The following is an 18,586-nucleotide window of genomic DNA, read 5'->3' as shown; positions in this document are numbered from 1 at the left end:
GCCGACCTCGGCGACGCCGTGCTGGCTGTGCGCGGCGGGATGGCCGCCGCCGCGCCGCCCTCGCGGCGCGTGCTGGCGGCCGTCGCGCCACGGTCGCTCGTCGTCAGGCCCGGGTCGGTGTACGCGGTCGAAGTCGCGCGCCGGTGACACGGTAGGATGGTCGGCGGCCCTGCGGGGCCCAGGAGGATTCGCCTAGTGGCCTATGGCGCACGCTTGGAAAGCGTGTTGGGGATGAAACCCCTCGCGGGTTCGAATCCCGCATCCTCCGCCCTTTCCCACCCTCCCTCCCGCCGCGCGCCGCGCGTCACGCCCACGCGAACGTGGCGCTGTGCGCCGCATCCCTTCCCTCGATGCGACGCAACACGCCACCTTCAGATCGCCCGCTCGCGCCGAAGTGGCGCACGTGGCCGGATGCAACGGCTCGATGCGGCACGACGCGCCACCTTCGCGCGCGCGATGGTGGGGCAATGGTGGAAGGGAGCGTCGCATCCCCCCGTGTCACTCGACTGTCCGCACCGCCCCGGTGACCATGCCGACCAGCTGCTCGCCCGTGACATCCGCCGTGCGCGTGCCGCCGACCACGCGGCCGGCACGCATCACCCACACCTGCTGCGACAGGCGCTTGACCTGCTCGAAGTTGTGCGAGACCACGAGCACCGTCATGCCACCCTCGACCACGCGGCGGATGAGCGCCTCGACTTGCGCGGTCTCGTTGAGGCCGAGCGCCGCGGTCGGCTCGTCGAGGATGATCATGTTCTTCGCCCACATCACGCCCCGCGCGATCGCGACCGCCTGGCGCTGCCCGCCCGACAGCCGCTTCACGCTGCGGCGCACGCCCGGCACGTTGACGGCGAGGTCGGCGATGAGCTCCCCCGCGCGCTCGCGCATCTCCTTGCGGCGCAGCAGCGTGAAGCCCGGGATGCCGCGCACCAGCTCGCGGTCCATGTACATGTTCTGCCACACGCTGAGCTGGTCGGACAGGGCGAGGTCCTGGTAGACGGTCTCGACGCCCTTCTCGCGCGCGTCGCGCGGCGACGAGAAGTGCACCGGCTGCCCGTCGATGAGGATCCGCCCGCTGTCGGGCGAGTACAGGCCGGTCAGGCACTTGACGAGCGTGGACTTGCCGGCGCCGTTGTCGCCAACGATCGCGGTGATCTCCCCCGCCTTGATCGACAACGACGCGCCGCGGAGCGCCTCGACGCTGCCGAACGACTTGCGGATGTCTTCGACGACGATCTTGTCGGTGGTCTGGCTCATTTCCGCCCCCTCATGAGCGTTGCCGCGGCGATGACGACGATGCCGATCACCAGCGGCGAGTAGAAGGCGCTCACCCCGAGCAGGGTGAGGCCGGACTGCAGGAAGGTGAGCAGGATAGCTCCGATGACGGGCCCGTAGATCGTGGCCCGCCCGCCGAACAGGCTCACCCCGCCGAGGACGACCGCGGCGATCGCCTTCAGCAGGTAGTCGGTGTTGGTCGCCGGCTGGCTCGACCCGATGTACGACGTCAGCATGATCGCGCCGACGCCCGCCATCGCGCCGCAGATCATGTAGCCGGCGAGCTTGACCCGCGCGACCTTGAGGCCCATCGCCTTGGCCGCGTCGGCGTTGTCGCCGACGGCGAGCAGGTGCGTGCCGAACCTGGTGTGGAACAGCACGACGTGCAGGACGATCGCGAGAGCGATGGCGATCAGGAAGTTGAGACGGATGCCGCCGAGGCTGAGCGTGCTCAGCGCCGTCAGGCTCCGCTCCGGGATCTGCACGGGCTTGCCCTGCGAGATCACGAGGCTGAGGCCCATGACGACGCTGAGCGTGCCCAGCGTGACGATGAAGTCGGGGATCCTCACCCACCCGATGAACGAGCCGTTGATCGTGCCGATCGCGAGGCCGGTCAGCAGCGCGATCCCGCAGCAGACGACCAGCGGCATCCCGCTCTGGTACGCCGTTGCCATCGTGACGCTGCCGAGGGCGACCGTCGCCGCCAGCGACAGGTCGATGCCGGCGAGCGAGACGGCGAACGTCGCCCCGAGCGCGAGCACGATCGGGATCGTGGAGTCGGCCAGCATGCTCGTGATGCTCGGCCACGACAGGAATCGTGGATTGAGCGATCCGAACACGACCGCGAGCAGGACGAGCGCGACCGGAGCCGCGAGCTTCATCCACGTCTCTTCGGAGTTCAGCGCTTGCCACACAGCGCGGCCGCGCGTGGGGGTGTCAGTGGCCATCGGCGAGGATCCCCGTCTTGTCACTCGAACGGGTTGGGCACGTCGAAGCCCTCCGGCGGCGCCGGGAAGGCGTCGAGCGCGGCCTGCGCGTTCTCGGAGTTCACGATGAGCACAGGGGTCTCCACATTGCTCGGGATCTCGGCCCCGCCCATCGCCGCGACGCACGCCTGCACCGACTGCACGCCCATCAGGTACGGGAACTGCTCGATCGCGGCCGGCTGGCCACCCGCAACGATGTCGGCGAGCTGCTCTTTCGTGCCGTCGATGCCGACAACGGCGACCTTGCCGGTCTGGCCCGCCTCTTCCACCGCCTGCTGAATGCCCATCGCCATGTCACCGGACGGTGTGAAGAAGCCCTTGATGTCGGGATTGGCGAGCAGGATCGTGGCGGCCGCGCTCTTGGCCTTCGCCTTGTCGAAGTCGGCCGCGACGGTCTGGGTGATCTCGAGTTTGCCCTCGACGGCCTTCTCGAAGCCCGCGAGGCGCGCGATGTTGCCCGGGTCTGCCACCAGCCCGCCGATGAGCGCCACCTGGCCGCCCTCGTCGACGAGGTCCATCATCGCCTCGCCGCCGGCTGCGCCGGCCGTCTCGTTGTTCGTGCCGACGTAGGTCGTCACGTCGACGCCGGCGTCGGCTGCCGCGTCGAGGTCGATCGGCAGGTCAAGGTTGACGATGGGCGTGCCCGCCTGCGACACCGGCACGAGGCCCGTGATGAGGTTGGTCTGGCTGGTCGGGTTGACGACATAGCAGTCGTAGCCCGCGGTGACGAGGGCGTTGAGCTTGGACGCTTGGCCCGAGTCATCCGTCACGTTCTCGGCCGCAACCACCATCAACTCGACGCCCGCCTCGTCGGCGGCCGCCTGCGCGCCTTCGGCCATCGCCCCGAAGTACGTGTTGTCCAGCGGCTTGATGACGAAGGCGATCTTGCCGCCCGCGGCCGACGTCGACTCGCTGTTGGTGTTCGCGGGCGACTCGCCACCAGAGCAGCCGGTGAGGGCGACGGCTAGGATTGTCGCCGTCGCGGCGGCCGCTCCCGCGGACCGCATCCGATTGGTTCTCATTGTTCTCTCCTTCGAGGGTGTGATTTCAGGATCTTGCTGGTGCGACATTCCGGGCTGGCTGCAGTTTGCTTCCGGCTCTGCTGCGGTCAGCCCGGTTTTGTGCCCGTCTGTCGCGGACGGGAGTCTCATGGATCGGCCACCGGCCCCATCAACAGCGGGCTGGTGAGCGGGATGCAACCGCACGTCGTGCCGAACTCGATGTCGATGTCGACGCTCTCGGTGCGCGGGGGGAGGGTCGGATCCTGTGTGCGCTCGGCCAGCAGCCGCATCGCCTTGGCGGCGACCGCCTGCACCGGGATCACGCCCTGCGTCGGCTTCAGTCCGGTCACCACGGCCTCGCCCACAGAGTCGATCGTCGTGACCAGCACATCGTGCGGCACGTGCAGGCCAAGGCGGGCGATAGCGGCCATCGCGCCCCAGAACATTCGGTTGTTCGTGGCGAACACGCCGAACGGCGGGGTGAGCGCGCGGAACAGCTCGAGCGCCCCGGCAGCGGCGTCGTCGGGCGTGGAGTGGCCGGCGGTCACATGTGCCTGCAGCCCCGCGCTGTTGACGACGCGAGCGTAGCCGGCCTGCCGGTCGCGCACGTTCGACACCGCCGTGTTGCCCGCCACGAGCGCGACCTGCGTCAGTCCGTGGTGCTTGACGAGGTGCCCGACGAGGCGCTCGGCGGCGCGGCGGTTGCCGGCGAGCACGTGGTCGGCCGTCTTGCGCACCGATGGCACCGTGCGGTCGACGATGACCGTCGGGATCTCGGAGACGGCGTCGGGCAGGCTCGGCGCGCCGCTCGGCAGCACAATGAGCCCGTCCACGCGCTGCTGGCGAAACGTGCGCAAGTAGCGCTCCTCCTGCGCGGCCTCCTCGTCGGAGTCGCCGAGCAGCAAGGTCGGCGACGCCGGCGACAGCCGCTCCTCGATCGCGCGGGTCAACAGGGCGAAATAGGCGTTTCGGACGTCCGGGATCACGAGGCCGATGAACCCGGAGCGCTTGGTGCGCAGGCCGGTGGCCGCGGCATCCCCCACGTACGCGAGCTCGGTGACGGCGGCCATCACCCGTTCGCGCATCGCGGGAGCGACGTACGCCTCGTCTTTCAGCACGCGCGAGACGGTCTTGGTCGACACACCCGCGTGCCGGGCGATGTCGACCAGGCGGGCGGGCGGGCGGAGCCCAGGACGCGTCTCGCCGGTCATGACGAGCGCTCGGAGGTGAGGGGCACGGTGTCGGCCGGCGGGTACTGCTCGGGCGCCCACCATCCCGCCGCCACGCCGGCGAGCAGTCCGGCGCCGCGCGAAACCGCCTCGCGTTCGGCCGCCATGGCCAGCGGATGCTGGGCGTGCCGCTGCTTGGCCTCCACCCAGCGCCGGCTGCGCAGGCCGCCGCCGATGAGCAATGTCGTCCCGGTGACGCCGGACAGCTCGCGCAGCCGCCCCTCGGCGTCGGCGGACGCCGCCGCGTAGCCCTCGAGCGTGGCCGCCCACGCCTCCTCGGCGGGGCGATCCAGCAACGACGGCGGGATGGCGCCGTCCTGCATCCCGACCAGCGTGGCCAGGTCGAGCGGCTCGGCGTCGACGCGGATGGCGGAGAACTCGATGTCGTCGCGCGAGACACGCAGCGCCCGCTGCAGGTTGCGCATGGCCAGGCCCGGGCGCAGGTTCTCCCACAGCAGCATGTGCTCGGCCGTGCCCGGCCACGACGTGATCGTGAGGTCGCCGAGCTGGCCCGGCCAGCCGGGGTGGGATCCCGCGGCAGTCCGCGCGTCCCACGAGACCACGAGCGGCTCGCCGGTGCCCATCGAGTCGATCGCCTCGGTGCGGTCGCCGCCCGAGCCGATGACGCCGACCGGGTGGTCGTGGCCGGCGATCGTGACGGGCACGCCGACCGGGAGGCCGCTCCACGCGGCGCCGGCAGCCGAGATGCGCCCGAGCGGCGTGCCCGCGATGCGGGCCGGCGCCCACACGAGCGAGTCGAGGCCGAGGAAAGCGAGGATTTCGCGGTCGTACTCCCCCGTGACGGGGTCGAACGCGCCGCTGGTGGCGGCGAGCGACTGCTCTTGGGCGAGCGCGCCGGTGAGCTTCCACACGGTGAGCCCGGCAACACCGGTCCACGTGCCGCCCGGCGTGTGCCCGTTGCGCAGCAGCCAGCCGAGCTTGGCGATGCTCGTGACGTTGCGCGGCGCGCGGCCGGTCCTGCGCCGGATCGCCTCGGAGCCGAAACGACCGACGAGCTCGTCGACGATCTCAGTGCCGCGCTCGTCGTGCCACGCGACCAAGGGCAGGTCGCTCGGCCCGTCGGCGCGGATCGTCGTGCCGGTCTCGCCCATGCTGGCCACGCCCACCGCGGCGATGCGGGATGTCAGCACCCCCAGTTCGGTGACGGCGGCCCGAATGGCCGCGAACAGGGCATCGGTGGTCATCTCGACGCCGTGGGTGTTCCCGGCGAACGGCGTTGGGGCCACGCCCAGGCCGATCGACCGGCCGTGCCGGTCGATCGCGTTCGCCTTGATCGACGATGTGCCGAGGTCGATGCCCAGCAGCAATTCGTCTCTCATCCGAGTTCCGTCTCCTTCGACGATCCAGTGCGCATTTCTGTCTATCGATGGACAAACTAACACCGACTGCATATTCTGTCTACCGTTGTCAGATGTTGACGCCCGTCGTCGCCGGCGGTTGGAATGAACGGAGGACGAGCCCTTGGCTCTCATCACACTCACCGCTGCACTCGACGCCGCCCGCGAGGGCGGCTACGGCGTTGGCGCCTTCAACGTCACCGACCTCGCGCAAGCCGAGGCCGTGCTCGAGGCGGCCGCCGAGACCGACTCCCCCGTGATCGTGCAGACGATCGCGGGGTCGTCTGTGCACGGGCGCGACGAGCTGTACTGGGAGGCGCTCGTCAACCTCATCGCGCACTACCCCGATGTGCCGGTCGTGCTGCACCTCGACCACGGCGCGAGCTTCGACGACTGCGCCCGCGCGATCGCCGCGGGGTTCACGAGCGTGATGATCGACGGCAGCATGAAGCCCGACCACGTGACCCCCGCGACGTTCGAGGAGAACGTGGCGGTGACGGCTCGCGTCGTCGAGCACGCGCACGCGCGCGGCGTCTCGGTCGAGGGCGAGCTCGGCACGATCGGCGGCTCGGAGGACGGCGGCGCAAGCAGCAAAGAGATCGTGCTGGCCGACCCCGACGAGGCGGAGCGGTTCGTCGAGGCGACGGGCGTGGACGCCCTGGCTGTGGCGATCGGCACGTCGCACGGGGCGTACAAGTTCACCAGCCCGCCCGACGGCACAGTGCTGCGCATGGACCTCATCGAGGAGATCGCCGCCCGCATCCCGAACACCCACCTCGTCATGCACGGCTCGTCGTCGCTGCCCGCCGACCTGCGCGAGAAGATCAACGCGCACGGGGGCAAGCTGCCGGAGTCGTGGGGCGTTCCGGAGGACGAGAAGGCGCGGTCGACGAAGCTCGGCATCCGCAAGATCAACCAGGGCATGGACTCGCACATGGCCTACAGCGCCGAAGTGCGCGCGCACCTCGACGAAGACGGCATCGGCGTGGACCCCGCGCTCTACGGTTCACGCGGCCGCGTCGCGATGCAGCGCATGGTCGCCGAGCGGATGCAGGTGTTCGGCCAGGCCGGCCAGTCGTACCGCCACCGCTGAGTGACCCGCGGTTCACTCACGAGGAGATGGGCACTCGCGAGGAGCACATGTGCTCCCGGCATCCTCTGTTGTGTCCATCTCCTCGGCTGTGGACGTCATGAGAACGCGCGTCCTGCCTCGACGAAGGCCGCGACAGCGTCGAGGTCCTTCTCGAACCGGCCGCGGCCCAGGGGGCGGTTGGTGTGCGTGAGCGAGTCGACGGCCCACGGGCCGACCGCCTCGATCGCCGCGGCCACATTCTCGGCGGACAGCCCGCCCGCCAGAACGACCGGCACGTCGACGTCGGCGACGATGCGCGCGCTGCGCGACCAGTCGTGCGTGATGCCGGCGGCGCCGACGCCGGCCACGTCGGTGGTGTACGAGTCCAGGATCAGGAAGTCGGCGACCGCCGCGTACTCCCGCGCCATCGCGACATCCCGGTCCGCGCCGACCGCGATCGCCTGCATGATCTCCATCTCGCCGGGAAGCCGGCGGCGCAGCGCCCGCACCGCGTCGGCGTCGACCGCCCCGACCTCGCCGCACAGGTGGAGGATGTCGGGCTGGACGACAAGCGCCATCCGCACGATCTCGTCCAGGGATGTCTCCACTGACAGCGCCACCGAGCGGGCGCGCCCGCGCAGGGCCTCCACCGCCTCGGAGGCCACGGCCTCGCTGACCTGGCCCGGAAGGCCGATCGTCGTGGGCGTGAGCCCGACGTGGTCGACGCCGAGCCCGGCGAGCGCCACCGCCTCGGCGGCGGACTGAGCGGTGTAGATCTGGAACTTCATGGGCGTCCCTTCGAATCAGTAGGAGCTTTCCACGATCGCCTGGCCGGCGCGCTGCTCGCGCACCAGCGCGTCGTCGAGATGGCGGTGGCTGTAGGCCACGCACAGCGCGTCCAGCAGCGAGAGCTGGCACAAGCGGGCCGCGACCGGCTCGTTCCGCGTCTCGTGCGACACGCTCTGCAGCACGACGTCGGCCGCCTTCGCCAAGTGCGACTCGCGATTCCCGGTGACGGCGATGACGGCCGCCCCCGCCGTGCGGGCGCGTTGGGCCATCGCCACGATCGTGCGGGTCTCGCCGGAGAACGAGATCGCCACGACGAGGTCGCCCGGACCGAGCAGAGCGGCGTTGATGTTCTGCACTTGCGAGTCCTGCGGGGCGTCGCAGCCGATGCCGAGGCGGCGGCATCGCTGGTAGAACGCCTGCCCGACGACGCCGGACGTGCCCACTCCGCCGACGAGCACCGTGCGCGCGGAGTCGAACAGCTCGAACGCGGCGGAGAACACCGCCGGGTCGATGACCTCGACGGTGTCTTGCAGCGAGCGCATCGCCCGCGTGAACACCTTGTTCGCGATCGTCGGCGGGTCGTCCTCGTCGGTGATGTCGTCGTGGATCAGCTGCATCGGGGTGGCAAGGTCGCGGGCGAGCGCGAGCTTGAGGTCGGTGAACCCGGCGAAGTCGCTGTTGCGGCACATCCGCAACACCGTGGTGTCGCTCACCTCGCACGCCCGTGCGACGTCGAGCATCGAGGCCTCCAGCAGCGGCTCCGGCTGGGCGAGAATCCAGTCGGCGACCCGCCTCTCCGTGCCCGACAGGCCCGGCAGGGCGGCGCGCAATCGGGCAAGTGCTCCCGGCTTGTCCGCGGATGGCATCGTCCCGCCCTCCAAAAGTGGTGCTACCACACTCTAACTATCCGCTGTAAAGTGTTACCACTTTCAGCAGGCGGTGTCGTCAGTCAGGAGTTCCCATGGTCCCCAAGCTCCGCAAGTCCCTCTCAGTCGCTGTCGCAGCCGCGGTCCTCGTCGGACTCACCGGCTGCGTGGGCTCCGGCGGATCCACGTCCAGCAGCGGCGGCGACGATAACAGCCTCACCATCTGGCACGCGTACGCAGGCCAGGACGACAAGGTCGAGTTCATCGACTGGGCTCTGGAGGGGTTCCAAGCCGAGCACCCCGACGCCGACCTGCGGATCGTCGCCGCCGAGCAGTCGTCCTACAAGACCAAACTGCAGACGGCGATGTCGACCGGCGACGTCCCGGACGTGTTCTACACGCTCCCCGGCGGCTACCTCGACGCCTTCGTGGAGAGCGGCCAGGTCGCCAATCTCGACGACGAGCTGGCCAAGGACGGCTGGGGCGACAGCTTCATCCCGGCGTCCCTTGAGTCGGTGACCTTCGACGGCTCGACCTACGCCGTGCCGATCGACATCGACGCGGCCGTGATCTGGTACAACACCAAGCTGTTCGAGAGCAAGGGATGGCAGGTTCCCACGACGTGGGACGAGTTCCTCGCGCTGTGCGACACGATCGCGAAGGACGACATCGTGCCGGTGGCGCTGGGCAACAAGGATGGCTGGCCCGCCACATTCTGGTACCAGTACCCGATGATGCGCGTCGAGGGCAGCGGCATCGTCACGGCGTTCGCGAACGGCGACGACGACGCGAGCTTCGGTTCCAACGCGGCCGATGCCGCCGAAGCACTGGCCACCCTCGCCGACCGCAAGTTCCTGCCCACCGGCGCGAACGGCATGTCCGACCAGGAGGCGAACCTGCTGTTCCTGAACTCGCAAGCGGCGATGGTGCTCAACGGCACATGGCAGATCGGGATGTCGACGGATGCCCCCGACGAGTTCGATCTCGGCTACTTCCCGTTCCCGACGATGGCCGACGGCAAGGGCGACCCGACCGACGTCCTCGCCGGCGTCGCCGCGTCGTTCGCGATGTCGGAGAAGGCGTCGGACAACGAGCTCGCGATCGACTTCCTCCGCTACATGACCAGCGAAGAGGTCATGAAGAAGTACGTGGAGCTGCGCAAGACCATGGTGACGCTCAAGGAAGCGACCACGCCCGACATCGCGGGCCCCGTGCTCGCGGGCGTCGTGCAGGACGTGATCGAGCCGGCAGAGCACCTCGACCCCTTCTACGACACGACGATGCCGCCGAAGGCGACCACCGTCTACTACTCCACCCTGCAGGGCGTGATCGAGGGATCCGTCACGGCGGACGAAGCCGCGAAGGCCATCGACGAAGCGGTTCGAGCAGGCAAGTAGAGATGCCGACATCCACTCGGATGGCCGAGGCCCCCGCCGCGGGGGCCTCGGCCATCCCGCCTGCCCCGCGCAAGACGCTGCACGCCACGCGGCGGCGGGAGGGACTCGCCGCCGTGCTGTTCCTCGTGCCGGCGCTCGGGTTCCTCCTCGTGTTCGTCGCCTACCCGCTCGCCAACGCGGGCATGCTGTCGTTCTTCAAGTGGGACGGCTTCTCGCCCCGCGAGTGGATCGGCTTCGACAACTTCACCCGGCTCTTCGCCGACGAGGTGTTCTGGTCGTCGCTGAAGAACAACGCGCTCATCGCCGTGGCGGCGATCGTGTTCCAGGTCGGGCTGGGCATGGTCATCGCGTACTGGCTGGTGCGGGTCGTGCCGCGGTTCAAGCGCACCGCGATGTTCCTCTACGTCATCCCGGTCGTCATCAGCGAGATCTGCATTGGCCTGTTGTGGCAGTTCGTCTACAACCCCTACTTCGGCCTGCTGAACGGCTTCCTCGACCTGATCGGGCTCGGCTCCCTGGAGCAGGGCTGGCTGGGCGACCGCAACCTCGCGATGCCGGCGGTGCTCGTGGTCATGAACCTGACCTACCTCGGCCTGTACATCCTGCTCTTCGTCGCTGCTTTCCAAGACGTCGACGAGTCCGTCTACGAGGCGGCCGCGCTCGACGGCGCCGGCCACTTCCGCACGTTCTTCGGCATCAGCGTGCCGATGATCTTCTCCAACGTGCAAGCGACGGTGCTCTTGGCCGTGGTGACCTCGTTCAAGACCTTCTCGCTCGTCTTCGTGATGACCCGCGGCGGGCCGAACAACGCAACGGATGTCGTCTCGACATACCTGTTCAAGGTCGGCTTCGGCAACTTCGAGGCCGGCTACGCTTCGGCGATCGGCATCGCGCAGCTCGTGATCACCGCGGTGGTGGGCGTGTTCGTGCTCACCGCGTCGCGGCCCCGACAGCAGAAGGCGGTGGCGTGATGACGCTCACGGAGACTGTCGAGGCGCCAGACAAGCCCCGCGCCCGGCGGCGCGAGCGCGAGCGCGCCCCGATCCCGCGCACCGTCTGGAACGCGGGCACGATCGCGGTGCTCGTCTTCCTGCTCGTGCACCTGGTGATCGTGCTCTTCCCGTTCGTCTGGATGATCTACAGCTCGTTCAAGACGAACAAGGAGTTCCAAGAGTCGGTCTGGTCGTTGCCGTCCGGACTGATGTGGGACAACTACGCCGAGGCTCTCGCCGACGGATCGCTCGCCCTTTACGCGCTGAACTCGCTCATCGTGACGCTGGCGTCGGTGGTGATCACGGTCGCCATCGCGACCGCCGCCGGCTACGCGTTCGCGATCTACCGCACGCGCTGGATGCCCGTCGTCGAGATCGTCATGCTCATCGCGATGGCGATCCCGGCGTACATCGCGCTCGTGCCGCTGGTGGCCATCATCCGCGAGATGGGCCTGCTCGACTCGTACTTCGGCGTCATCCTGCCCACGGTCGCGTTCAACCTCCCCATCTCGGTGCTCATCATGCGCGGCTTCTTCGCCGCCGTGCCGCGCGACCTGGTCGAGGCGGCGCGCATCGACGGCGCGGGCGAGTTCGCGACGTTCGCGCGCGTGATGGCGCCGATCGCGAAGCCAGCGATGTTCACCACCGGCATCGTGAACGTCATCTGGGTGTGGAACGACTTCCTCTTCCCGCTCGTCATCCTCAACAGCCCGGAGCGCAAGACGCTGCCGCTGGGCTTGACCGACTTCGTCGGCGAGCGCACCACGAACTATCCTGTGCTGCTCGCTGCCATCCTCCTCGCCGCTCTCGGATCGTTCGTCGTCTACCTGGTGTTCCAGCGATACGTGATCGGCGGACTGACCAGCGGCGCCGTCAAGCAGTGACGCCGCTCCCCGAGAAACACACGAAAGGACCACAGTGGTCAACCCTGAGCTGAGTCTCGCCAGTCGTGCCGTCTACTACACGCCGGAGGAGGGGACGCTCTCGATCAGCTATCCGATCTTCATGTCGGCGAACTACCAGTACGCCGACGACACCTACGACCGCATCGTCGACGGGGCGCGCCGCGAGGTGAACATCTACAGCCGGTGCGGCAACCCGAACGAGTACAAGCTCGACGACCAGATGGCAGACATCGAGGGCGCCACCAGCGCCCTGTCCGTCGCCTCCGGCATGGCCGCGATCTCGCACGCCGTGCTGGGCCTGCTGCGCACCGGAGACCACATCGTGGTCGACCTCACCACCTACAGCTCCACCCACGAGTTCTTCGACCACCGCATCCAGGACTTCGGGATCAGCGTCACGTTCGTGGACTCGACCGACGTGGACTCCGTCCGCGCCGCGCTCCGCGACGAGACCAAGGCGATCTACGTGGAGACCATCGCGAACCCCACGATGAAGGTCGCGCCGCTGCGCCAGCTCGCCGACCTCGCCCACGAGCACGGCATCGTGGTCATGTGCGACAACACGTTCGCGAGCCCGGTCGTGTGCCGTCCGCACGAGCACGGCGTCGACATCGTGCTGGAGAGCGCCACGAAGTTCATCGGCGGCCACAACGACGCAGTCGGCGGCGTGATCAGCATCAACTCGCAGATCCTGCCCGCAGACTGGCTGGAGCAGATCCGCTGGAACACCCTGACCAAGCTCGGCGGTGCTCTGTCGCCGTTCAACGCGTGGCTGCTGCTGCGCGGCATCCAGACCCTCCCGCTGCGGGTCGAGCGGATGACCGAGAACGCGCAGCGCCTCGTGGAGTGGCTGGCGGCGCACCCGAAGGTGCGGCGCGTGTACTACCCCGGGCACGAGTCGCACCCGCAGCACGAGCTGGCGCAGGCGCAGCTGGACCTGCCCGGCGGCATGCTGTCGTTCAGCGTGGGCAGCGAGGAGGAGGCCGCGACGGTGTGCAAGCGGCTCAAGCTGGCGTCGTTCGCGGCGAGCCTGGGCGGAGTGCGCACGGTGACGCAGCTTCCGGCGACGATGGCCTTCCTCGATATCCCCGACGAGGAGCGCCAGACGATGGGCATCACGCAGGGAATGATCCGCGTGTCGGCGGGCATCGAGAAGATCGACGACCTCATCGCCGACTTCGCGCAGGCGCTGGGAGAGTAGCCCGCGGATGCCGGACGACGTCGACGTGCTCTTGCTGGGCGACCTCAACGTCGATCTCGTCCTCGACGTGCCCGCGCTGCCGCCACCGGGCGGCGAAAGCGTGGCGACGCGCCAGCGCGTCGGCTTCGGCGGCTCCGCGGCCAACACCGCCGTCGTGCTGAGCCGGTTGGGCGCCTCGTGCGCGCTGGTGTGCTGCGTCGGCGACGACGAGTGGGGCGCCCTGGCCGCTGCCGGGCTCGCGGAGGCCGGTGTGGACACGTCGCTCGTGCGGCGCACGGCCGCCGACGGCACGTCTGTCAACATCGTGGCAGTGACCGCCGACGGCGAGCGCACGATGTACGCGTACCGGGGTGCGAGCGCGCTGCTGACCGACGCCGCGGTGCCTCGCGATCTGCGCGGCGCCGGGATGCTGCACGTCTCGGGCTATGCGCTGCTCGCCGAGCCGCAGCGTTCCGCAGCTCGGGTCGCCGCGGAGAGCGCGCGGGAGCGAGGTGTGCGCGTGTCGCTGGACGTGCCGGTCGATCTGGTTCGGTCGGCTCCCGACCAGCTGCGGGCGTTCCTCCCGCTCGTGGACGTCGTCGCGATCGGGTCGGACGACGCGCAGCTGCTGACGGGGACGGGCGGGGAGGACGCCGCGCGGGAGATCGCCGCGCTCGGGCCAGGGCTCGTGGCGGTCAAGCGCGGCGATCAGGGCGTGCTGCTGGTGGCCGGAGCGCAACGCGTCACGCTTCCCGCTCCGCGGGTGGACGCCGTGGACAGCACCGGCGCCGGCGACTCGTTCTGCGCCGGGCTGCTGTTCGCGCTGCACGCCGGCGCGAGCCTCGAGGCCGCAGGGCTCTTCGCCAACGCCTGCGGCGCCGCGGCCGTCTGCTCGCCCGGCGCCGGCGCGAGCCTGCCGGGTCGCGCCGACGTGGCGCGGGTAATCGACGCCTACCCGGCGGAGCTGCGCGACCGAGCGCGGGAGCTGTTGGGGTAGCCCGCGGAACGTCGGAGAATCGCGCGGATGTCGGAGGATCGGCGCGAAAGGCTCCGACAATGGCGCGATCCTCCGACATTGCTGGCAGCCGGCCGTGGGCCCCGGCTATCGCCCGAGGCCCGGTGTCGGACCTCGGTGCTTGGCTGGGGGCATGAGCACAACGACCTCTGCCGACGGAACCCTCATCGCCTACGAGCAGACCGGCGACGGGCCGACCGTCGTCGTCGTGAACGGCGCACTGTCGACGGCGACGGATGCCGCCCCGCTCGCCGCCGCCCTCGCCGAAGCGGGCTTGCGTGCCGTGACGTACGACCGCCGCGGACGGGGCGCGAGCGGCGACGCGCGCGGGTCGACGCCGGAGCAGGAGGCGGAAGACCTCGCGGCGGTGATCGACGCCGTCGGCGGCGACGACGCGGCAGTGCTGGGCCACTCGTCCGGCGCCGTGCTCGCCCTGTTCGCCGCGTCGCTCGGCGTGCCGATCCGTGCGCTCTTCCTCTCCGAGCCTTCGTTCCAGTTCGGTTTCGACGAGCCCGCTGACGACTTCCCCGAACAGCTGCAGCGCCTCGTCGACGACGGGCAGCTCGAAGACGCTGTCGCCGCCTTCCAGCTCGACGGGGTACGCCTTCCGCGCACCGTGGTCGAGGGAATGCGCGCGGCGGGTCAGCTCGCCGCCCTCGCGCCGCTCGCGCAGTCGACGGTCTACGACGCGCAGCTCAGCCGCCGGGTGTCCACGCCCCCTCCCGAGATGCTCTCCGTGCGGCAGCCGGTGACGATCCTGAAGGGGGCGCGGACCTTCCCGATCCTCAGCGCGGCGGCCGAACGGCTCGCCCGAGACCTCGAAGGGTCCGAGCTCGTCGTCGTCGCAGAGTCGGTGATGCACCGCCCCGACCCGGCCGCGACGGCCCGCGTGGTCAGCGAACGCCTCCCCCGCTGACCGGCCCTGCCGTCAACGTGCGCACGTCGCAACGAATGCCGGGGATGCTCGCGAGTTTCGAATCCGTCGTCACGACCGCGGCATCCAGCTGCTCGGCGAGCGCAAGGTAGGCGGCGTCGTACGGCGTCGCGTTCGGCGCGAGCTCGCCGATCCGCGGCAGCAGCGGCCCCGTCGGCACGACGTCGAGCTCTGCGCGAGCAACCTGGTCGAGGTGATCGCGGAAGGACTCCTCATCAAGCCAGCCGCCCAGCATCCGCCCCCGCAGCGCGCTCACGACTTCCAGGCGGAAGTGCTCCGGCACCGCCCACTCAGAGTCCTCGGCGAGGGCGTCGACCACCGACATCCCGATTGCGGAGCCGACGAGAAGCTCGGCCATCGCCGACGCGTCGACGACAATCGTCATGCGTGGCCCGCATCCCGGTCCCGATCACGCCGAATCAGATCGGCCATGCTCGGCGCGCCGGGCGGAGAGTCGATCACGCTCCGCGAACGAGCCTCGTCGAGCCAAGAGGCCCGCCGCGCCCGCCGAGCCTCGCCTTCCACCAGCTCGAGCAGATATGCCTGCAGCGAGAGCCCCCGTTGCCGAGCGGCACGGGACAGGTCGTCGCGGATCGACTCCGGAACTCCACGAATCTGCAGGGCAACCATGCATGCAATTATCGCATGCGCAACTGCGTGCAGAGTCGCACCTCTGCGAGCTCGCGGCTCCCCCTCCACATCAGAACCAGGGGTCACCCCTCCGATGGAGCGACCACAGCTCGCAGGGCTGCGTCGACCCGCGGCCGACGCCGGTGCACGGCATCACCTGGTCGGACTTCGACCAGTAAACGTTCATGAGCACCTCGCAGTCGCACTGCCCGCCGTGATCGCGCAGCCGACGCTCGAGCTTCGTGGCGCGCGGCGCCCTGGCGTCTCGATACGCGCACGTCAGACGCAGCGATCCATCGCACGGCGCATCGCGCAGGACGCGGTCGAGGTAGCACGGGAGACACTCGCCCTGCCGCGCCGCCGTCAACTCCCCTGCCAGCGCATGAACGAGTGCTTCGGCCTCAGAGACGATCGGTGTTGTCATGACGCCAAGCATCCCTCATGCCTCCGACATCGCGTCCACCGGTCGGATCGGCGCGGACGGATGCTACGCGCCCGCGCCGTGGCCTCAGTCCTCGAAGCCGAGGCCGCGGCGGCCCGTCTCGTTCAGCTCGGTCTCGCTGAAGCGGTTCGGCCACTCGCGCTCGTAGTGCTCGGCGGGGAAGTCCGACGGGCTCGACCCGGTCAGGAACGCCTCGCGCACCGACGCCGAGTACTGCTCGTTGCGCGGGCACCACGGCGCGGCCGGGATGTACATGACGTTGCCCCAGCCCACCTGGTTCTCCACGGGAGCGACCGCGTGGATCATGTCGCCGTGCCACCACACCGAGTCGCCCGCCTGCACGTCCGGGATGCCGGCGAGCGCCTTCACCAGCAGCGGATGCCACGTGTCGTTTGCTGGGAACACCTGGTTCACCGTGACGCCGCACATGTCGTCCTCCGGCACGTCCGACAGCAGCGGGCGCAGCATGAGGTAGCCCATGGCGTCGGCGATCGGCACGGTGTGCAGCACGCCCTGGTCGTGCGCCATGTCCGACAACGCGGTCCAGCCCTGGAACGTGCGAAACGCCGAGCACATCGTCGAGCCGGGGTACTGCGGGCCGGCCGTGCGGTAAGCGGCATCCCACGGGTCGTACTCCTCGACGGTGCCGTCGAACAGGTGCCGGAACGTGTTCTGGTATGCCTCCGTCATCCACAGGTCGAGGGTCCCCGGGTCCAGGTGCGGACCGAGCCCGCCCGAGTTCGCACCCTCGGGGCGACGGCGGATGCGGTCGGGGTATAGCGCGTCGCGGTCGGGGTCGAACCACTGCACGCCTTCGCTGGTGTGCTTCCACATCGAGTTGAGGAACGACTGCACCGCAGCGGTGCGCTCGCTCTGGCGCGCCTTCATCTGCGCAGGCGACCAGTAGATCGGGTAGATCTCGGGCTTGGAGCCGACGCTGCCGAAAAAGTCGTCGCCGGGGCCGCGGTAGTTCTCGAAGAACCGGTTGCTTTCCACGTAGTCGACGATGTCCTGGTCCCACTGCAGCGCCTGGTCGCGCTCGAAGTGGCCGCGCACCACGAGGCATCCCCGCCGGCGGATGAGATCGACAGTCTCGGCCGGCACCGTGCCGGCGGCGATGTCGGCGTACTCCACAACCGGCCACACGTTCTCGCCGCGCTCAAGGGCCGCCACGATCTCGTCGACCTGGGCGGCGACGCGCTTCTCCATGACCGCGAACACCTCGTCGACGGTGCGCCCGGACGCCTCGATGCGCTCGCGGAGCGCGCGCTTGATCTCGCGCGTGGCAGCGCGCAGGTCGTCGGGGGTGGCCTCCCAGTGCGGAAGGGCGGGCAGGTCGGTGCGGACTGCGGTGTCCGTGCTCATGTGGGCTCCCGTGGTTATTTAGGACTGCTTACGAGAAAGATAGGGGATGTCGCGGATTTAGGCAAGACTCCTGACTAGAATCGTCGCGTGGAAACCAAGCCGTCGCTGGACTACCTGCGCTCGGTCACCGACGAGCTCGTGCTGCGCGCACTGATGGGCGCTCCCCGGTTGACGCGGGCCGAAGTGGCCACGGCGGCGGGAATCTCCAAGCCCACCGCGTCGGAGAGCGTGCGGCGCCTGCTCGCCGCCGGGCTCGTGCACGACACCGGCGAGCGCACGACCGGCCGCGGGCGCGTCGGCACGTACTACGGGCTGGCGCCGGACGCGGGTTGCGCGCTCGTGCTCGACATCGCCCCGCTCGGCATCGTCGCCGAACTCGTCGACGCGCGCGGCACGACTCTCGCGCGCAGCGTGCGCGCGGTCGACCGGCCCGCCGTGCCCGCCGAGGTGGCCGCCGCGCTGCGCTCCGCCGCAACCGAAGCGGTCGACGCGGCCCGGGGGCCGGTGCGCGCCGGGGTGGCGAGCGCCGCCGACCCCGTCGACCGGCGCTCCGGCCGCCTGCGGGAGCTGCCCGACACGCCGTTCCTCGTGGGCGACCTCGACCCGGCCGCCGTGCTCGACGGGCTGGTGGAGGGGCCGGTCGTGGTCGACAACGACGTCAACTGGGCCGCCTGCGCCGAGCGCGACGCAGCAAGAGGGGATGCCTCGCGCCCGCCGGCCGACTTCGCATACCTCTACCTCGGCGAGGGCCTGGGCTGCGCGGTTGTCGCCGACGGCGACGTCCGCCGCGGGCATGCCGGCCTCGCCGGCGAGATCGCGCACGTGCTGACGGTCGGGCCGAGCGGTCGCGCCACCCTGTTCACGGAGGTGTTCGCCGAGCTCGGCCTGCACCGGGCCGGCTCCCGCGCGATCGACGCCGACGCCGTGGCGCGCACCGCCGACAAGGCATCCGGCCTGCGCGCGCTCGCCGCCGCCATCGCCGGCGTCGTGGCGGCGGTCGTCGCCATGGCCGACCCCGAGGTCGTCGTGGTCGGCGGCACGTGGGGAGCCGATCCGCGCGTGCTGCGCGCTGCCGCCGACGCGGTCGAGCGCTCGCCGCGACCCGTGCCGCTGCGCGCGGCGCAGGTGTCGGACGCGCCGCTGCGCGGCG

General features: G+C 70.0%; 19 protein-coding genes and 1 tRNA gene. 9 read left to right on the top strand and 11 right to left on the bottom strand.

What is annotated here, in order from left to right:
• Positions 1 to 181 precede the first annotated feature (181 nt).
• Positions 182 to 268, top strand: a tRNA-Ser gene (locus QM611_RS04980).
• 230 nt (positions 269 to 498) lie between these two features.
• On the opposite strand, the gene QM611_RS04975 is transcribed toward QM611_RS04980, so the two are convergent.
• The 5 genes from QM611_RS04975 to QM611_RS04955 form a co-directional block, all read right to left on the bottom strand.
• Entirely contained in the window at positions 499 to 1,257 is a 759-nt protein-coding gene (locus QM611_RS04975) for an ATP-binding cassette domain-containing protein (RefSeq protein ID WP_415078797.1), read from the bottom strand.
• A complete protein-coding gene (locus QM611_RS04970; RefSeq protein WP_415078796.1) occupies positions 1,254 to 2,222 on the bottom strand; it encodes an ABC transporter permease in 969 nt (322 codons plus the stop codon). Before QM611_RS04970 ends, QM611_RS04975 begins: the two co-directional genes overlap by 4 nt.
• Positions 2,223 to 2,242: 20 nt before the next feature.
• On the bottom strand, positions 2,243 to 3,283 hold the full coding sequence (locus QM611_RS04965) for a substrate-binding domain-containing protein (protein WP_415078795.1): 1,041 nt from the start codon (positions 3,281 to 3,283) through the stop codon (positions 2,243 to 2,245).
• 125 nt (positions 3,284 to 3,408) lie between these two features.
• The gene (locus tag QM611_RS04960; RefSeq protein ID WP_415078794.1) at positions 3,409 to 4,473 is read right to left on the bottom strand and encodes a LacI family DNA-binding transcriptional regulator; all 1,065 of its coding nucleotides are present in this window, start codon (positions 4,471 to 4,473) and stop codon (positions 3,409 to 3,411) included.
• Positions 4,470 to 5,831, bottom strand: coding sequence for an FGGY family carbohydrate kinase (locus tag QM611_RS04955; RefSeq protein ID WP_415078793.1), 1,362 nt, complete (start codon positions 5,829 to 5,831; stop codon positions 4,470 to 4,472). The genes QM611_RS04960 and QM611_RS04955 overlap by 4 nt, the downstream gene beginning before the upstream one ends.
• A gap of 142 nt (positions 5,832 to 5,973) precedes the next feature.
• Between QM611_RS04955 and QM611_RS04950 the strand changes: the two genes are divergently transcribed.
• Positions 5,974 to 6,942 (top strand): ketose-bisphosphate aldolase, encoded by a 969-nt coding sequence (locus QM611_RS04950; protein ID WP_415078792.1) that lies wholly within the window; start codon positions 5,974 to 5,976, stop codon positions 6,940 to 6,942.
• A 95-nt stretch (positions 6,943 to 7,037) separates the two neighbouring features.
• On the opposite strand, the gene QM611_RS04945 is transcribed toward QM611_RS04950, so the two are convergent.
• Together QM611_RS04945 and QM611_RS04940 are read right to left on the bottom strand one after the other, a co-directional pair.
• Positions 7,038 to 7,709, bottom strand: a complete 672-nt coding sequence (locus QM611_RS04945) for a phosphoribosylanthranilate isomerase (protein WP_415078791.1) — start codon at positions 7,707 to 7,709, stop codon at positions 7,038 to 7,040.
• Between the two features lie 15 nt (positions 7,710 to 7,724).
• On the bottom strand, positions 7,725 to 8,576 hold the full coding sequence (locus tag QM611_RS04940; protein WP_415078790.1) for a MurR/RpiR family transcriptional regulator: 852 nt from the start codon (positions 8,574 to 8,576) through the stop codon (positions 7,725 to 7,727).
• Positions 8,577 to 8,671: 95 nt separating this feature from the next.
• Here QM611_RS04940 and QM611_RS04935 point away from each other — a divergent pair, with 95 nt between their 5' ends.
• From QM611_RS04935 to QM611_RS04910, 6 genes are all read left to right on the top strand, one after another.
• Positions 8,672 to 9,973 (top strand): ABC transporter substrate-binding protein, encoded by a 1,302-nt coding sequence (locus QM611_RS04935; protein WP_415078789.1) that lies wholly within the window; start codon positions 8,672 to 8,674, stop codon positions 9,971 to 9,973.
• A 2-nt stretch (positions 9,974 to 9,975) separates the two neighbouring features.
• Positions 9,976 to 10,944, top strand: a complete 969-nt coding sequence (locus QM611_RS04930; protein ID WP_415078788.1) for a carbohydrate ABC transporter permease — start codon at positions 9,976 to 9,978, stop codon at positions 10,942 to 10,944.
• Positions 10,944 to 11,849 (top strand): carbohydrate ABC transporter permease, encoded by a 906-nt coding sequence (locus QM611_RS04925; protein WP_415078787.1) that lies wholly within the window; start codon positions 10,944 to 10,946, stop codon positions 11,847 to 11,849. Before QM611_RS04930 ends, QM611_RS04925 begins: the two co-directional genes overlap by 1 nt.
• A gap of 34 nt (positions 11,850 to 11,883) precedes the next feature.
• On the top strand, positions 11,884 to 13,071 hold the full coding sequence (locus tag QM611_RS04920) for a trans-sulfuration enzyme family protein (RefSeq protein ID WP_415078786.1): 1,188 nt from the start codon (positions 11,884 to 11,886) through the stop codon (positions 13,069 to 13,071).
• Between the two features lie 7 nt (positions 13,072 to 13,078).
• On the top strand, positions 13,079 to 14,047 hold the full coding sequence (locus QM611_RS04915) for a carbohydrate kinase family protein (protein ID WP_415078785.1): 969 nt from the start codon (positions 13,079 to 13,081) through the stop codon (positions 14,045 to 14,047).
• Between the two features lie 151 nt (positions 14,048 to 14,198).
• Complete coding sequence (locus QM611_RS04910) at positions 14,199 to 14,981, top strand: alpha/beta fold hydrolase (protein WP_415078784.1); 783 nt, start codon at positions 14,199 to 14,201, stop codon at positions 14,979 to 14,981.
• On the opposite strand, the gene QM611_RS04905 is transcribed toward QM611_RS04910, so the two are convergent.
• The 4 genes from QM611_RS04905 to QM611_RS04890 all read right to left on the bottom strand — a co-directional run bounded on the left by QM611_RS04905 (position 14,959) and on the right by QM611_RS04890 (position 17,436).
• Positions 14,959 to 15,384, bottom strand: a complete 426-nt coding sequence (locus QM611_RS04905; protein ID WP_415078783.1) for a type II toxin-antitoxin system VapC family toxin — start codon at positions 15,382 to 15,384, stop codon at positions 14,959 to 14,961. The genes QM611_RS04910 and QM611_RS04905 overlap by 23 nt on opposite strands.
• The gene (locus QM611_RS04900) at positions 15,381 to 15,629 is read right to left on the bottom strand and encodes a hypothetical protein (RefSeq protein ID WP_415078782.1); all 249 of its coding nucleotides are present in this window, start codon (positions 15,627 to 15,629) and stop codon (positions 15,381 to 15,383) included. Before QM611_RS04900 ends, QM611_RS04905 begins: the two co-directional genes overlap by 4 nt.
• A gap of 70 nt (positions 15,630 to 15,699) precedes the next feature.
• Positions 15,700 to 16,053, bottom strand: a complete 354-nt coding sequence (locus QM611_RS04895; RefSeq protein ID WP_415078781.1) for a DUF2695 domain-containing protein — start codon at positions 16,051 to 16,053, stop codon at positions 15,700 to 15,702.
• An 84-nt stretch (positions 16,054 to 16,137) separates the two neighbouring features.
• The gene (locus QM611_RS04890; protein ID WP_415078780.1) at positions 16,138 to 17,436 is read right to left on the bottom strand and encodes a DUF1479 domain-containing protein; all 1,299 of its coding nucleotides are present in this window, start codon (positions 17,434 to 17,436) and stop codon (positions 16,138 to 16,140) included.
• Positions 17,437 to 17,523: 87 nt separating this feature from the next.
• Between QM611_RS04890 and QM611_RS04885 the strand changes: the two genes are divergently transcribed.
• Positions 17,524 to 18,586, top strand: a 1,063-nt coding sequence (locus QM611_RS04885) for an ROK family transcriptional regulator (protein ID WP_415078779.1), incomplete at its 3' end; no start/stop codon positions are given.

The organism is Microbacterium sp. (assembly GCF_047606685.1).
Lineage (GTDB): Bacteria > Actinomycetota > Actinomycetes > Actinomycetales > Microbacteriaceae > Microbacterium.
This window is presented reverse-complemented; position numbering and strand designations above follow the sequence as displayed.